The sequence below is a fragment of the Halomonas sp. M1 genome (assembly GCF_029581375.1).
Classification (GTDB): Bacteria; Pseudomonadota; Gammaproteobacteria; order Pseudomonadales; family Halomonadaceae; genus Vreelandella.
Genome location: NZ_CP121119.1, coordinates 1311907 through 1326245, shown reverse-complemented (window position 1 = coordinate 1326245; position 14339 = coordinate 1311907). Strand labels below are relative to the sequence as shown.

Sequence of the window (14339 nt, the reverse complement as noted above, 5' to 3'; positions counted from 1 at the left end):
TGATAACAAGGATGAGGTGTTATTTTGAAAATCTTAATCGTGGGGAATATGGGATATGTTGGTGCTGTTGTGGTGCGAGAATTAGCCGTACGACATCCCTCGGCCATTCTCCATGGTTATGACAATGCTTATTTCGCGCATTGTTTAACCGGGGTTGAGTTTGTTCCTGAGCGATATCTGGATCAACAATTTCTGGGAGACGTGCGGAATATTCCGGAGGGTTTTTTTGAAGGCTATACGGCGGTGATTCAACTGGCGGCGATTTCCAATGACCCTATGGGAGACCGTTTCGCCGCAGTGACGGATAGAGTGAATCATCAGGCAACGCTTTATATAGCTCAAGCAGCTGCTAAGGCGGGCGTAGAAAACTTCGTGTTTGCTTCTAGCTGCAGTATTTATGGCGTCGCACTGGGCGCTCCGCGCTGTGAAGAAGATCCGGTGGCACCGGTTACCGCCTATGCCCGCTCGAAAATTGCCGCTGAGGATGCGTTGGCGAGCATCGACGGTGATATGGTGATTACTAGTTTACGCTTTGCGACTGCTTGTGGGATGTCAGAGCGGTTACGCCTGGATCTCGTGCTCAATGATTTCGTCGCCTGTGCGTTGAGCCAGCAGCATATTACCGTGCTTAGCGATGGCACACCTTGGCGGCCCCTGATCGATGTGGTGGATATGGCCAGGGCTATCGACTGGGCAGTGCAGCGTAAATCTGAAAACGGTGGCCGCATACTCAAGGTCAATACCGGCTCTAACGAGCGCAATCATCAAGTGCGTGACTTAGCGACGGCGGTTGCACAGGCAATCCCTGGCACCACATTGAGTATTAATACCCAAGCGCCAGCAGACAGCCGTTCCTACCAAGTGGATTTCAGTTTGTTCGCTACGCTAGCGCCCGACCATCAACCGAAAATGACACTGCAAGATTCGATCATCGGGTTGGCCAATGGGCTTAAAAGCATGGCGTTTTCTGATGCCCAGTTCAGGGCTTCACGCTATATGCGATTGCATGTGCTTCAGGCGCATATTGCGTCGGGATATCTATCTGAAAGTCTGCGGTGGCAAATTCGCCATAGAGGGAATCCTACCACTCCGGCTGCAGCCACAAATGTTACTTCGACACCTTTAACGGAGGTGGGGCCATGAAAGTTGCCATTTTTGCCGGTGGGTATGGCACGCGCTTAAGTGAGGAAACTGCGATTCGACCCAAGCCCATGGTGGAGGTGGGGGGGAAGCCGATCCTTTGGCACATTATGAAAATGTATGCCCATCATGGCTTAAAGGAGTTCGTTGTTTTGGGTGGCTACAAGGTGGAGTACATTCGCGACTATTTTCTCAATTATCGCGGTAACCGTACCGATTACACCATCGACTTGAAGACAGGGAGCGTCGACTGGCTCGAAAGCGTGAATGATGACTGGAAAGTCACCGTGTTGGATACAGGTGATGATGCCATGACCGGTGGACGGCTCAAAAAGGCCATGCCTTATCTAGCAGATGAACCCTTTTGTTTAACCTACGGCGATGGTGTGAGTGACCTGAACATTAATGCACTGATCGATTCACATTTAGCTTCGAAAAATTGGTGCACGCTGACCGCGGTAACGCAGCCAGGCCGATACGGGGCGCTGCGCTTGAAGGAAGGTAATAGCCAAGTAGAAGGGTTTCGTGAAAAGGGAGAAATTGATGGCGGGCTGATCAATGGTGGCTTCTTTGTGTGCAACCCGGAAGTGTTTGAAATGATCGACGATAGCCAGACCGTTTGGGAAAACGGCCCCATGAACCGGATGATCGAGCTTGGCAAATTGGGCTATTTTCATCACAACGGTTACTGGCAAAGCATGGATACGCTGAGAGACAGAATGGTGCTTGAGACCGCCTGGGCGAAAGGTGCCCCTTGGAAGCTCTGGAAGGATTGAACCATCGATGATTATTGTTGATACAGCGCTTGCCCAACGAGAGGCACAGGGTAATCCCATTCGCGTAGGGATCGTCGGAGCAGGGTTTCAAGCCAGCGGTATCGGCCTTCAGATCATGACCGCGACACCTGGAATACGCCTTTGTGCCATTGCTAATCGTCACTTGGATGCTGCGGTTAAAGTATTTCAGCAAGCCGACATTGAGCCAGTGGCCTGTGACACCCAGCAGGCACTTGAAGCAGCGATTGCGGCTGGGCGACCGGCCGTCATCGAGGATGCTGTTGCACTGGCTCGCGCAGAAGGGCTGGACGCCATCATCGAGGTGACCGGTTCACTGGAGTTCGCGGCGCATGTGGTAGTGGCAGCGCTGGAGAGTGGCAAAGATGTCATTCAGATGAATGCGGAGCTCGATGGTACGGTTGGCCCTATTTTGAAAGTAAAAGCCGATGCGGCAGGCGTTGTTTACAGCTTTGCCGATGGTGACCAGCCAGGTGTACAGATGAACCTTTATCGGTTCGTCGCAGGCTTGGGCGTGAAACCCGTGCTGTGCGGCAATATTAAGGGTCTGCATGACCCTTATCGCAACCCGGCTACCCAGGAAAGCTTTGCCAAACGCTGGGGGCAAAAGCCCGCCATGGTGGCCTCTTTTGCTGATGGCACTAAGATATCGTTCGAACAGGCGATTGTGGCCAATGGCACCGGTATGCAGGTCGCGCAGCGCGGTATGCTTGGCCCTGATTTTTCTGGCGGCGTGCCCGATGGAACGCTAGTGCCCATCGAGCAAACCGTGTCGGCATTTGAACCCTACCTGAACCCAGAGGGGCCGGGGTTGGTTGACTACGTGGTAGGGGCGCAGCCGGGGCCGGGCGTGTTTGTGCTAGGGACGATAGAAAGCCCTCGCCAGCGCCATTACCTCGAACTCTACAAGATGGGTAAGGGGCCTTATTACTGCTTTACAACGCCTTATCATTTATGTCATTTCGAAGTGCCTACATCGATTGCCCGCGCCGTACTGTTTCGAGATCCCGTGTTAACACCCTTAGGTGGACCAAGCGTGGGCGTCATCGCCATAGCCAAGAAACCCTTGCAGGCGGGCGATAGCATTCAAGAGCTAGGCGGCTTCGAAGTCTATGGGGTGGCAGAAAACATTGAGGTCATACGCAGAGAACGGCTACTGCCTATCGGGTTGGCGCTGGGCTGTCAGGTGGTAGGTCCTATTGAAAAAGATGCGGCGCTGACCTTTGATGATGTACGCATACCGCCAGGGCGCTTGATTGATCGCCTGTATGCCGAGCAGGAAGCCATGTTTACCCCGGCACTGATGCCTGCGCCTGCTGCTACCCCCACGGAGTAAGCCATGCTTTTTCATCAAACGAATCTTAAAGATGCCAGGCTGATTGAGCTTGAACCACGGGGGGATGAGCGCGGTTTTTTTGCTCGCACCATGTGTCGTGTCGAGTTTGAACGCCATGGTTTGCTAAGTGACTTTGTGCAGCAAAACACCTCTTTTTCTGCCCAGCGTGGAACGTTAAGGGGGTTGCACTACCAGCGGCAGCCCCATGCCGAAGCTAAGTTGGTACGCTGCCTTAAAGGCGCGATTGTCGATGTTATCGTGGATATTCGAAAGGATTCGGCAACGTATTTACGGCATCAACTGTTTGAATTGACTGATACAAACCGCCTCCAGCTTTATGTGCCGCCAGGCTTTGCGCACTCTTTTCAGACGCTGACCGATGATGTTGAAGTCAGCTATCTGGTCTCTGCGGCCTATCATCCTGAGGCGGAACGTGGTTTGCGCTATAACGATGAACGTCTCGCCATTGAGTGGCCCATTCCGCCCACGGTAGTGTCTGAAAAAGACGCTAGCTGGCCCTTAATAAGTGAGCGAAACGAAGCGCTTTTTTAACCTTTAGCGGCTGCTCGCTATCCACCAAGCCGTGCCACAAAAAAAGGGCAGCGTCATCGCTGCCCCTTTTACTTTTCGGTAAGGCCGTTGCTTGCTAGGAATCAGCCGCGGTCGGCTTCGCTACCAGCGAGCGGGTCTCTTCACGGGCCTCAGTGAGCACCACGCGAAGCGGGTCGCCAAGCTTGTAACGCTCTTCGCCTTCGATCTGGATACGGCCCTCTTTATCATCAATCACCACTTTGCTGCGGTCGCTGTGCATTAAAGGCGCAGGCACAAACGCTGTCGCGCCATTTTCCAACAGGCGAACGCGCATGCCGCCACGGTTGATGGCCATGATTTCGGCCTCAAAGGTGTCCTGGTTCTGTGCGGCAGGCGTTAGGTAACGCACGTAGAGCCAATCTTTCACGTCGCGCTCGGCCATACGGTTCAGGCGGCGGCGTTCGGTGAGCTGCTCGGTGAGCTGCTGGGTGGCCTCGGCGGGGGCCTGTTCCCCTTTTAGCACGCGCTTGATCAAGCGGTGGTTGACCATATCGCCATACTTACGGATGGGTGATGTCCAAGTAGCGTAGGCAGTCAACCCTAAGCCGAAATGCGGGCCAGGCTGGGCCGACATGCTGGTAAACCCTTGGAAGCGGCGTAGGCGTGCATCTAGCCAAGCGTCATCGCGGCTTTCCAGGGCGCGCTTAAGCTCGGTGTAGCGGGCAAGCTCGGTTAGCGCTTCGCGCTCAACGACAATCTCTTGGCCTGCCAGGAACTCCTGAGCGGCCTCGGCTTTTTCAGGTTCGAATGCGCGATGCACATTGAAGATGCCGTGGCCGATATGTTGTGCCAGGAAGTCCGCACAGCAGGCATTGGCGACAATCATTGACTCTTCGATCATGCGGTTGGCTATGCGGCGCTCTTCGGTGCGCACGGCCAGCACGTTGCCAGCGGGATCGAGATCAAACACGTAGTCGGGGCGGTCTTTAAATACCAGTGCGTGCTCGTTGCGCCAAGCGGTACGCGCTTCGGTTAGCTCACGTAGGGCAGTAAGCTGTTCGGCAACATCATCAGCTGGTGCCCACTCGCCTTGACCTTCGATCCAGTCGGAAACGCTGTCATAGGCAAGTTTGGCATGGGATTTTACATTCGCCGCGAAGAAGCGGTAATCGCCCAGGCTGCCGTCGGCGTTAATGTCCAGCGTACAGGCGAGGGCAGGGCGCTCCTGGCCTTCCCATAGTGAGCAGAGATCATCCGCTAACTGCTCCGGCAACATGGTGACGTTTTGGCCGGGCAGGTAAACGGTGAAGGCGCGGGTGCGGGCTTCTAAATCCGCCGCATGGCCCTCTTCCACGTAAGCGGTGGGGTCGGCGATTGCTACGCTTAACCGCCAGCCACCTTCGGCGCGTTGGGAGATGTGCAGCGCATCATCCATATCGCGGGTTTTTTCACCGTCGATAGTGAAGAAGGGCGTTGCGGTTAAGTCTTCACGGGTAAGGCCTTCATCGATCAGCGGCCAGTCGGTGCCAGCATCGGGGCACTCTTGCTCCAGCGCATGGCGGGCCAGGGTAACGCGCCACGGCACGGCGGGGTCGTCGCTCTTGGCGACCAGCTCATCAATTTGGGCAAAAAAGGCACGGTCGTCGGTTTTCAGTGGATGACGCACCAGTCGCGCCACAACCCAGTCGCCATCAGCAATGGTGGCTTCATCAAGGCTGTTCTTAATGCGCGATTTGAGAACGTTTTTAATCGAGGGGTGATCGGGTACAACGGCGAGACGTCCTTCGCGCTTCTGCACACGGGCAACAAACCGATCCAGCCCAGCTTCAATCAGCTTTTCCGGCACAACGGACTTCTTGTCACCGTTTTCGTGGATGACGGCTTCCACGCGATCACCGTGAAGCACTTGCTTCATGGCGGGCGGTGGTACGAAATAGGATTCACCGTCGTCGGTTTCTAGAAACCCAAACCCTTTATCGGTGGCTTTTATCACCCCTTCGGCGCGTGGGGTGGTTTGACGAATCTGTTGCTTGAGCTGGGCAAGCAGGGAGTTGTTTTGAAGCATGTGTTCAATCAGTTGGCGAGAGTAGGCTGACACTATACGGATTCCCACTGGCTGCGCCAATTACCCTCCGTGGGGAAGTTGGATCCTCAACGGCAGGTCAATGACTTACCCGTGCTTCGTTGAATCGGTTAAGCTGAAGTCTACCCAGGGCTGCTGATCCATTGTTTAACGAGGAGCGCTTATGACACCGCGGCTGATTGTTTCCGACCTTGATGGCACGCTGTTAGGCAGTGACCACCGGCTGCACCAGAGCACAATTGACGTGCTGCGCGCGCTAGCGGAACAGGGGCATCATGTCGCGTTGGCGTCTGGCCGCCATTACAACGATATGCGGGTATTTCGTGATCAACTGAACATCCCCGCTCATTTAATCAGCACCAACGGGGCTTATACCCACGACCCTGAGGGCCGCCTGCTGAATGCTACCCATCTTGCCCCTGCCCATGCTCAAGCGCTGATTCAGCTGCCGCGTCCGCCCCAAGTGCGCCTTAGCCTCTACCGTGAAAACGGCTGGCATGTGGATGCCGAAGCGCCGCATTTACTATCGTTGCACGCTTCAACGGGCTTTACCTATGAGGTCGTGCCACCTGAAGAGATGGAGGCTAGCGGTGTGGGGAAAGTGCTCTATTTAGGCGACCCAAAGGCGCTAGCGCAGCTAGAGGCCTTGGCGTCGGAGCGTCATGGTGCCGACCTGCATATTACTTACTCGACGACCGATGCATTAGAGATTATGGCCGGGGGCGTTAATAAAGGTGTTGCACTAGCGGCACTGTTAGAAACGCTAAGGCTAACGCCCGCAGAGTGCTTAGCGTTTGGCGACAACCTTAACGACACAGAAATGCTCAACTTAGCCGGTGAGGCGCAGGTAATGACTAATGCTCATCCTGCGTTATTTGACCGTATAAAAGGCGCTGAGCGCATTGGTCATCACGGTGAAGCCGCCGTAGCAGAATGGTTAAAACAGCGCTTTGCTCTATCGTGCCGTTAACAACTTATCGCGTTAATCGTGTGCCTTTTTTGCGGGAACAGGCTCTTTATCCAATCGTTTGATCTGCCGCCATAAATCCTGGCGCAGGTCAGCGAGCTTAGGTTGTTCTTCAGGGGTAAAGGCCACGGGGCGGCATAAGCGCTGGGCGCGTAACCCTAAACGGGCACTGAGTAGCCCGGTGGCTAGCCCCTGGCCTGCCCGTGCGGAGAGCCTGCCTGCCAAATCCAGCGAGAGCATATCCATGCTGGCATCGGTGGCGAGTTCGCTAGCGCCGGCAAACGCCATGTTGTGTAGTACGTTGCGAAATAGCCTCAGGCGGCTGGCGTAGCCAAGCTCCAGGCCGTATAGGCGGCATAATCGATCAACCATCGCCAAGCTTCGCCAAGCCACCAGTGCCATATCCACCAGGGTCAGCGGGCTAATGGCGACCATAATGGCGGTTTCACCGGACATACGGGTAATCAAGCGCTGGGCTTCGCGGTCACGGGGCGCCAGCAGGTGATAGCGCAACAGGGTTTGTATCTCTTCGCCGCTGTGGTGGGGCTGGCACGCGCGCTGAAAGGCCAGCCAGTGTGGGTCGTCATTGCTTACTTTTAGCTGGCGCTTGAGCTGCTCAGCCATGGCTTGAGCCTGCTTAGTTGAGCGCTGGGGCAGTTCGGCAAGGTCAGCTCGCAGCGTGTCGTGGCGCTTCAAGCGGCGCAGGCGACCAAGCTCTTTAAGCAGGGAGACACCGCCTAGGCCAATGAGGCTAATACCAAAGAGCTGCCAGGCCATGCTCATCCACTGAGATTGGGAAAGCGCTGCGGGAATGCCTGTGGCTAACTCTACGGCGCCCAATGTGGCACCGCCCACCAGCGCAAACATTAGCCCCCAGCGTCGCTTGCGGGGCGTGCCTAGGCTTGCCTCGGGCAACGCTTTTAGCTCTGCTTGGGGGGGTAGTGGCTGATGAGGCTCGGTGGCGGCGAAGGTTTCGCGCTGGCGTAAGGGTTCTGAGGAGGGCGCATGCTTCGGTGTCTCATCTAGCGTGAAGTGCCGACGTGGCTGCGGGGTACTCATTTCAGTTTATCTCCAATCAGCCAGTCGATGGCGGCGTCCATACGAATGTGCGAAAGCGCCTCTGCATCGGTCGCCATGGGGCGGAAGCTAGGGAAATCAAATCCTTGCTGCTGCCAGAAGTCGGCTTTCGGCAGGCGACTTGGGACATCGCCTGGGTAGACCAGCACCTCTTCACCTTCAAGCGTCGTGCCTTTTAACGCAGGTGTGTGCTTGCCTTCGTGGAGCACTTCCCTGGCATCGGTGGCGCGGATAGCTGCCAGCGATAGCGCTTTCACTGGTATGTCGGCAAAGCGTAGGTCTTTGAGGGGCTCGGCTAGCAGTGCTTCTAGTAGTAGTACCACATTGCCGTGCTGGTCGGGGGTGACGTGGTCAGCTTTGGTGGCGGCAATGGCGAGCCGGTCAATTTTGGGCGCAAACAGACGCGTCAGCAGACTGCGCTTGCCGTAATCAAAGCTCTGCATCAGCTGGCGCAGCGCCCTAGAAAGGTCTTCAAAACGCTCTGGGCCGGCATTAAGCGCGCCAAGTACATCGACCAGCACAATTTGGCGGTCAAAGCGACGGAAATGGTCGCGGTAAAAAGGCCGTACCACCTGCTGCTGGTAGTAGCGAAATCGCGCCGCTAACGTGGCGTAAACGCTGGTGTTAGGCAGTGCTTCCAGGGTCTCTTTGGGGGTGCGAAGCGCGGGTAGCGGGAAAAACTGCAGCACCGGCGCGCCATCTAGCTCTCCTGGTAGTAAAAAACGCCCGGGCTGCAGGTCTGAAAACCCCGCTTGCTTGGCGCGCCGCAGGCCTTGGGCGTAGGCTTCTGCAAGCGTGGCGAGTTGGGTTTCATCGGCTTCAGCGGTGGGGTCAAGGTGTTCAATCTCGGTTAACCATTCGCTAAATAGCGCTTTCCTATGTGGCCCTTCAAGCTGCGCCTGGGCGTGGCACCAACTATAAAAGTCGTGCTGTAGCAAGGGGAGATCCAGCAGCCACTCGCCGGGGTAGTCAAATAGGTCAAGGGTTAAGTGGGCGATGTCTGGCGCAAGCCAGCCCTGCTGGGCGGGCCGGTAGCGTAGCTGTAAGCGTAGCTCGCTAATGCCGCGGGTCGGCTCAGGCCAGCGGGGTGGGGTATCACGAAGTGCGGCCATTCCAGGGTCGTAGGGAAAGCGTGGCACACCGAGGTCTGGTTGGTTCAGCCGCTGCGCACCCAGTAAACGGCCTTCGCGAGCGACCGGTAATAAATCAAGTTGCGCTTCCACTCCTGCGTGGCGTAACTGATTCACTAACGAGGTTAAGAACGCAGTTTTTCCTGCTTGAGATAGTCCCGTGACCGCCAGCCGCAACTGCCGATCGCGGCCCCGCTCTAATAAATTGCTCAATTCGCGGCTTAACGGCTGGCGCATAAAACAGGCCTCGTAGGCATCACAAAGTTAGGGGGAGTGCTACCAGCATAGCGGCTAGTGCCGCAGCATGAGCACTAACTGATAGAACATCGGCATCGTTGCAATTTGGAAGCCTATCACTGCGATCACATAGCCTGGCCATTTGCGTGACATCTTTTGGGCGAGCGTAAGGCCAACCAAGCACACCACCATGCCCACTAGGTTAAACACAAGCGTGGCTGCCTCAAGCAGGTCTTGAGGATTCATGGAAGCTCCTTGTCTGAGTTGTATGGCATCTATCGGTATCGCTACATTACCAAGTTATTGATGTGCAAGTGATTGCTAAAACACGAATTAGCCGCGGCTTAATGTCGTACCTAGCAGGTGCTGTGCGCCAGGCACCAGCCAAACCGGATCTAGGCGGGTATTCGCCGCTTCTACACAGAGAAAGTGGCGAGCTGACTCGGCGGGGGTATCGCTAGGTAGCTCGCTGTCGGGGTGCCATACGACGGTAGAGTCGCTGGACTGTTTGGCAATGCGTAGGCTTCGCCTGCCATCGTTAAGCAGTACGGCTTCATTGGTATGATAAATGCTATCAACCGCGCCACGAACGGCCAGTGTTCCTTGTTGCTCATCTTCAGCAAAATCGCGCAGCTTATCTAAGTAGCGCGCGCCCGCTAGTCCTTCCAGACGGCACTGGTGGGTATCGGCAACGGCTACGTAGGTATGCAGCGCGCCGCTAGTTTTAATCGGCGTGTCGCCAACGTTTTCGCTAATCAGCTCGACATTCAGCCGCTGGGCGTTGGCCTGAATAACCACGCGGGCCGTCAATACGCTATGCAGACGCTTTGCGGGTGAGAGGTGAACTTCGATGCCTTCGGCGTGCTCATCCACGGCTTCTAGATGCCACTGGGCATGGCGGGCAAGGCCGTGAAAGGGGCCATCACGTTCAGGGCTTTCATCGGCATAACGCTCGTCTCCAAACCACGGCCAACAAAGTGGGATGCCGCCACGGATGGCACCAGGCAGCGCTTGTGGAGTGGGCGTGACCCATAGCCAGTTGTCATCGCCTGTGGGTTGAAAATGCAGGACCTGCGCACCCTGAAGGCTGATCACCATTTCCCCCCAGGCCATCTTGAACAGCACTACCTCACGCCCTTGCCAGCTGGCCTGTTGCTGGCCGTCTACGTTGTTAAGGAGCTGTTTGAGAGAATCGGGGATCATGGGGTTTCCTTTATAGAGAGCAAGCATCCGGTGCGCCGAACGGTAGCGCTGTGTGCTATGTTAGGACAAGCGCGATGCGTAGGTAAAACAGCTGGCGAGATGAAGCAGCTAACGTAGATAGATAAACCCCCAAGCAAAGTGAATATCAAGGAGGCACTATGGGCTTTATTGCATGGTTAATTATTGGTGGTTTAGCTGGCTGGATTGCTGGCAACATCATGCGCGGCGGCGGTTTCGGTGTGCTGGGTAATATCGGTGTCGGTATTATTGGTGCGTTGGTTGGCGGCTTCCTGTTCAGCCTCTTAGGGCTTCAAGCCGGCGGTTTTATCGGCTCGCTGGTGACGGCGACCGTTGGTGCAGTCGTTTTGCTATGGGTCATCAGTAAAGTCAAAAGCGCTTAGCGCCTCACAGCCTGTCCTATATGCGCTGCCCGGCCTTTGTGTCGGGCAGCGTTGTTTTGTGGCGTTGCTATCGGTCTTGGCACAAGTTTCCGTTACACTATCCAACTTTTAGCAGCCTGATTAGGGCTGCTTCATTTTGTTTGGCTTTCATTGATCGCTTTCTGCTTCTTCGAGGTGTCTTTTGGTCGACGCGCTGAATGCCTGGTGGGCCCAACAGCTGGTGCTGTGTGATTGGGCGTTTACTCCACACCCGCTGGCGGTGGATGCAGTGGCGGCTGAACAGCGCCTGCTGCAGCTAGGTATTGCCCACCGGGGCGATCTGGCCGACCAGCTTTTCCACGGCTTGGGTGCGCCCCCAGGTGAGGCCGACCGGCTTTTAGGCACACTTGAGTGGGCAGCGCTGGCGGGCGCAGCGGGGTGGCTAACTCAGGCAGAAGCCACCAACTGGGCCCACCACGTAACCCGGCGAATTACCTCTGAGTACAGCGACCTGCGGGCTTGGCTTGGTGATTTACGCCGAGCATTAGGCGCAAAGGGCTGGGAAACCGGTGCCGACGACCGTTTTATTGATGCCTGCCAAGCGTTAGCTGACCTGGAGAGCGAAGGCGAAGGCATTACCTGGGAGACGCTTGAACAAGCGTTGTTAACTTTGCCTGAGCTTAAGTCGCTATGGCCGCAAATGCCTGCTGCTCAGCCGTGGCGGCTATGTGCCCTGTTCAGGCCGGTGATGAGCTACCCAGCCAATGCCATCGACTGGCCTGATGCACCAGAGTGGTTAGAGCGTATTTGGCAGGTTCACGACCGCGAACAGCTGCTAGAGGTCATCCTGTGGTTAAGCGCCCAGGGCGAGCGCCAACGCTGGGATATTGAAGCTCGTGAACTACTGACCATGGATAATGCTCAGCGGTTAGAGTGGCAACGTAATGTGTTGGAAGATTCTCCTTATGCGCCGGTGCTGAATAAGTTTGTCAGCGAAGGTGAGCCGCTAGAGTGGGCAGCCTGGGACTGGCTACGAGTGGTGGAATTAGCCTGGGCAGGAGCCTGCTGTGAGTGGTTAAGCCAGGATGAGGCCGATGCGCTGGCTGCCCATGCCGCCGACTTGATCGGCCGTCGCTACCACGACTGGTATGCCGTTTTAAAAGCGTACATGCGTGGCCAAAGCCTGTTTGAAGGGGTCGACCGCCGTGGCATGACGCCTAATGTTCGCCACAAGCTGCTGATGCACGCGTCCCACAGCCCTTGGAAGCATCCATTGGGAACGTTGCTGGACGATATGACGCGAAGCGCGTCTCGAGCGCGTATTAAGCAGTGGCGCAATTCGCCGCATCATTGGCTATTAGCGTTAGCGAGCGTGCGGGAACCCGATGTGATGCTACGCCAACTTAATCCTTCGGCACCTGTTGCTGAACAGCGCCGCGCCGATGCGGCGGTGTACCTTCAAGACTCGTTGGGCTTACATGCAGATGAGGGCCATCAGGCGTTGGCACGTTACTGGTTGCCGGCCCAGGCGCACCACCTTAACCAATTGGCAGCGGATGCGGTACACGGCGTGATGCCGCCTTCACAAACCTTGTTTGGGCAACCTACGCCCGATGAGTTGCAGCAGCGCAACGCTGTGAAAGGCGTGAGCCGCCATGCGGCCACTATTCACATGGCGGAGAAGTTCGCATTTTATCTGCATATGGCGATGGATAGCGGGCTGTTTGAGCAGGCACCGTTACTGGCCTACGCCAGCGCCCTGCGTAGCTGCCTGTGCCGTTTTTATGCCACGCCTAAGCGCTTGTTAGATGCATGGTTTGCCTGGGAGAGTTGCCTGCCCGAGCCTGAGCATGACTCGTTGATTAACGAGATTGCATGGCATCTTGATGACCCTGGCAGCCTGTTTCATTGGCTTGATTGGCGCCACGATGCCTGGTGCGAACCCGGCGAGCGGCCTACGCTAAGTCACTTCACCGCTATGTCGTTGGTAGGGCCGCTAAATAGCGCCGTCTGGAGCGAGCCTCAGGTAGAAAGCCCCCGGGAGTGCGCCGATATCCGCGAGTGGGTGGAAAGCCATTATCACCTGAGCAGCGCGAATGACATGCAGGAGTTTTTAACCTTTATGTTGGAGTCCGGCGATCGCCAGGAGTACCAGATCAACTATGCGCCTTATACGCTCAACAACGAACGGTTAAATGCTGAAATCGCTATTTTGGAGTCGGGCGATTGCGGTGAAGAGGAGCGGCATCATCTACTCCGGTTGCGCCGTGTACGTAGCAACGAAGACGGTTGTAATGATGTGGACATGGCTGCCTGGGATATCGCTCAACTGGTAGACCTCGCCATTGCGGCTCGCCAGCTTGGCTGGCTAGAGCGTAAAGCGTTTGCAGATGTATTGGATCGGGCATACAAGCTGGCCGCTGACCATTACGCCGGTTGGCAAGAGTACGCGGTGGGCATGTACGCAGGTTTTTCGTTTTTTATGGGAGAAACCCCTGAGCGGGAAAGTTTTTTAGCAGGATTTCGCCAGGCGATGGTGGCCTGGGTGTGCGGTGCGCCGGTATTAGCAGGCCCCTGGTCGAGCCTCGATTTTCCTGGCAATAAGCCGCGCCATTTCGCGCCGCTGCATATTGATACCCTGCCCGGTGATCAGCGTACGTTACATTGATGCTCGCCAAACCTAAGATGATTAGCTTATAGTCCTCAGGCTGAAAAAAATGAGTTTTGTCATATTTCACTCTCTTTCACCGTCCACACTGTTATGAGGTTAATCGCATGGTTGCGTTGCCACACCCCGCTGTGACCGCTGTCCGTGTTGTAAGTGCTTGTGTCGTTGTTGCTTTTTTAGCTGGCTGCGCTGGCTCAGCTACACGCCAAGGCATGGAAGCCCCTGAAGATTATTTCTCGATGTCGCTTCCGGGGATGAAGGGAGCCACTCCCCAAATGTCACCCGTTGATCCTATCGATGCACATCTGCGTAGCCTCCAGACGCCTCCACCAACAGCTATTCGCCAAGCGCTGTTAGAGCAGCACCAGCAATGGGCAGGTACGCCTTATCGGATTGGAGGAACGACGGAGCGAGGGATCGACTGCTCCGCCCTGGTAAGAAATGTTTTCCGCGACACGTTTAATTTACAGCTACCTCGTTCTACCCAGGATCAAGTGCATGAGGGACGCCCGATCGACCGCCAAGAGCTGCAGGCGGGCGATCTGGTCTTCTTCCGTCCTCCAGGAGCTTATAATCATGTGGGCATTTACGTGGGGGATGGTCACTTTCTTCACGCCTCCACCTCCCAAGGGGTGATTATTTCCAGCCTGGATAACAACTACTGGCAGCGTTACTACTGGCAATCACGCCGTACTTTAGAGCCGACTAACCTTGCCCAGCTGGGTAGTCGTTTTACCCAGTAAGTGCCTGCCACCATCACCGCTTTGATACTCGGCGTTTAATAGTGGGAATG

At 55.9% G+C, this 14339-nt stretch carries 13 protein-coding genes; 8 read left to right on the top strand and 5 right to left on the bottom strand.

Annotated elements, in window-relative coordinates; genetic code table 11:
* The first annotated feature begins 24 nt into the window (after positions 1 to 24).
* The 4 genes from P8S54_RS05975 to rfbC are packed head-to-tail and all read left to right on the top strand — an operon-like array spanning position 25 to position 3822.
* Positions 25 to 1143 carry an SDR family oxidoreductase gene (locus P8S54_RS05975; protein ID WP_281443637.1) on the top strand — a complete coding sequence of 373 codons (1119 nt, stop codon included), beginning with the start codon at positions 25 to 27 and terminating at the stop codon, positions 1141 to 1143.
* Positions 1140 to 1916, top strand: coding sequence for a glucose-1-phosphate cytidylyltransferase (gene rfbF, locus P8S54_RS05970; protein WP_281443636.1), 777 nt, complete (start codon positions 1140 to 1142; stop codon positions 1914 to 1916). Before P8S54_RS05975 ends, rfbF begins: the two co-directional genes overlap by 4 nt.
* Positions 1917 to 1923: 7 nt before the next feature.
* Positions 1924 to 3270 carry an NAD(P)-dependent oxidoreductase gene (locus P8S54_RS05965; protein WP_281443635.1) on the top strand — a complete coding sequence of 449 codons (1347 nt, stop codon included), beginning with the start codon at positions 1924 to 1926 and terminating at the stop codon, positions 3268 to 3270.
* Between the two features lie 3 nt (positions 3271 to 3273).
* On the top strand, positions 3274 to 3822 hold the full coding sequence (gene rfbC, locus P8S54_RS05960; RefSeq protein ID WP_281443634.1) for a dTDP-4-dehydrorhamnose 3,5-epimerase: 549 nt from the start codon (positions 3274 to 3276) through the stop codon (positions 3820 to 3822).
* Positions 3823 to 3916: 94 nt separating this feature from the next.
* On the opposite strand, the gene P8S54_RS05955 is transcribed toward rfbC, so the two are convergent.
* Complete coding sequence (locus P8S54_RS05955; RefSeq protein WP_281444068.1) at positions 3917 to 5866, bottom strand: exoribonuclease II; 1950 nt, start codon at positions 5864 to 5866, stop codon at positions 3917 to 3919.
* Positions 5867 to 6047: 181 nt separating this feature from the next.
* Between P8S54_RS05955 and P8S54_RS05950 the strand changes: the two genes are divergently transcribed.
* Positions 6048 to 6854, top strand: coding sequence for a Cof-type HAD-IIB family hydrolase (locus P8S54_RS05950; protein WP_281443633.1), 807 nt, complete (start codon positions 6048 to 6050; stop codon positions 6852 to 6854).
* Positions 6855 to 6866: 12 nt separating this feature from the next.
* Here P8S54_RS05950 and P8S54_RS05945 read toward each other — a convergent pair whose 3' ends face one another.
* The 4 genes from P8S54_RS05945 to P8S54_RS05930 all read right to left on the bottom strand — a co-directional run bounded on the left by P8S54_RS05945 (position 6867) and on the right by P8S54_RS05930 (position 10498).
* Positions 6867 to 7910 (bottom strand): TIGR01620 family protein, encoded by a 1044-nt coding sequence (locus tag P8S54_RS05945; protein WP_281443632.1) that lies wholly within the window; start codon positions 7908 to 7910, stop codon positions 6867 to 6869.
* Entirely contained in the window at positions 7907 to 9295 is a 1389-nt protein-coding gene (locus P8S54_RS05940) for a YcjX family protein (RefSeq protein ID WP_281443631.1), read from the bottom strand. The genes P8S54_RS05945 and P8S54_RS05940 overlap by 4 nt, the downstream gene beginning before the upstream one ends.
* A gap of 54 nt (positions 9296 to 9349) precedes the next feature.
* On the bottom strand, positions 9350 to 9541 hold the full coding sequence (locus tag P8S54_RS05935) for a hypothetical protein (RefSeq protein ID WP_009098794.1): 192 nt from the start codon (positions 9539 to 9541) through the stop codon (positions 9350 to 9352).
* Positions 9542 to 9628: 87 nt separating this feature from the next.
* Positions 9629 to 10498 carry a D-hexose-6-phosphate mutarotase gene (locus P8S54_RS05930; RefSeq protein ID WP_281443630.1) on the bottom strand — a complete coding sequence of 290 codons (870 nt, stop codon included), beginning with the start codon at positions 10496 to 10498 and terminating at the stop codon, positions 9629 to 9631.
* A 158-nt stretch (positions 10499 to 10656) separates the two neighbouring features.
* Between P8S54_RS05930 and P8S54_RS05925 the strand changes: the two genes are divergently transcribed.
* The 3 genes from P8S54_RS05925 (at position 10657) to P8S54_RS05915 (ending at position 14289) form a co-directional block, all read left to right on the top strand.
* Positions 10657 to 10899, top strand: a complete 243-nt coding sequence (locus P8S54_RS05925; protein WP_009098790.1) for a GlsB/YeaQ/YmgE family stress response membrane protein — start codon at positions 10657 to 10659, stop codon at positions 10897 to 10899.
* A 181-nt stretch (positions 10900 to 11080) separates the two neighbouring features.
* Positions 11081 to 13546, top strand: coding sequence for a YbeU/YbeR family protein (locus P8S54_RS05920; RefSeq protein ID WP_281443629.1), 2466 nt, complete (start codon positions 11081 to 11083; stop codon positions 13544 to 13546).
* Positions 13547 to 13653: 107 nt separating this feature from the next.
* On the top strand, positions 13654 to 14289 hold the full coding sequence (locus P8S54_RS05915) for an NlpC/P60 family protein (RefSeq protein WP_281443628.1): 636 nt from the start codon (positions 13654 to 13656) through the stop codon (positions 14287 to 14289).
* The last annotated feature ends 50 nt before the right edge of the window (positions 14290 to 14339 follow it).

Excerpts from the sequence above, each read along its gene's own strand:
- P8S54_RS05945 (WP_281443632.1), bottom strand. The coding sequence starts at position 7,910 with ATGAGTACCCCGCAGCCACGTCGGCACTTCACGCTAGATGAGACACCG.
- rfbF (WP_281443636.1), top strand. The coding sequence starts at position 1,140 with ATGAAAGTTGCCATTTTTGCCGGTGGGTATGGCACGCGCTTAAGTGAG.
- P8S54_RS05955 (WP_281444068.1), bottom strand. The coding sequence starts at position 5,866 with ATGCTTCAAAACAACTCCCTGCTTGCCCAGCTCAAGCAACAGATTCGT.
- P8S54_RS05940 (WP_281443631.1), bottom strand. The coding sequence starts at position 9,295 with ATGCGCCAGCCGTTAAGCCGCGAATTGAGCAATTTATTAGAGCGGGGC.
- P8S54_RS05915 (WP_281443628.1), top strand. The coding sequence starts at position 13,654 with ATGGTTGCGTTGCCACACCCCGCTGTGACCGCTGTCCGTGTTGTAAGT.
- P8S54_RS05925 (WP_009098790.1), top strand. The coding sequence starts at position 10,657 with ATGGGCTTTATTGCATGGTTAATTATTGGTGGTTTAGCTGGCTGGATT.
- P8S54_RS05950 (WP_281443633.1), top strand. The coding sequence starts at position 6,048 with ATGACACCGCGGCTGATTGTTTCCGACCTTGATGGCACGCTGTTAGGC.
- rfbC (WP_281443634.1), top strand. The coding sequence starts at position 3,274 with ATGCTTTTTCATCAAACGAATCTTAAAGATGCCAGGCTGATTGAGCTT.
- P8S54_RS05930 (WP_281443630.1), bottom strand. The coding sequence starts at position 10,498 with ATGATCCCCGATTCTCTCAAACAGCTCCTTAACAACGTAGACGGCCAG.
- P8S54_RS05965 (WP_281443635.1), top strand. The coding sequence starts at position 1,924 with ATGATTATTGTTGATACAGCGCTTGCCCAACGAGAGGCACAGGGTAAT.
- P8S54_RS05935 (WP_009098794.1), bottom strand. The coding sequence starts at position 9,541 with ATGAATCCTCAAGACCTGCTTGAGGCAGCCACGCTTGTGTTTAACCTA.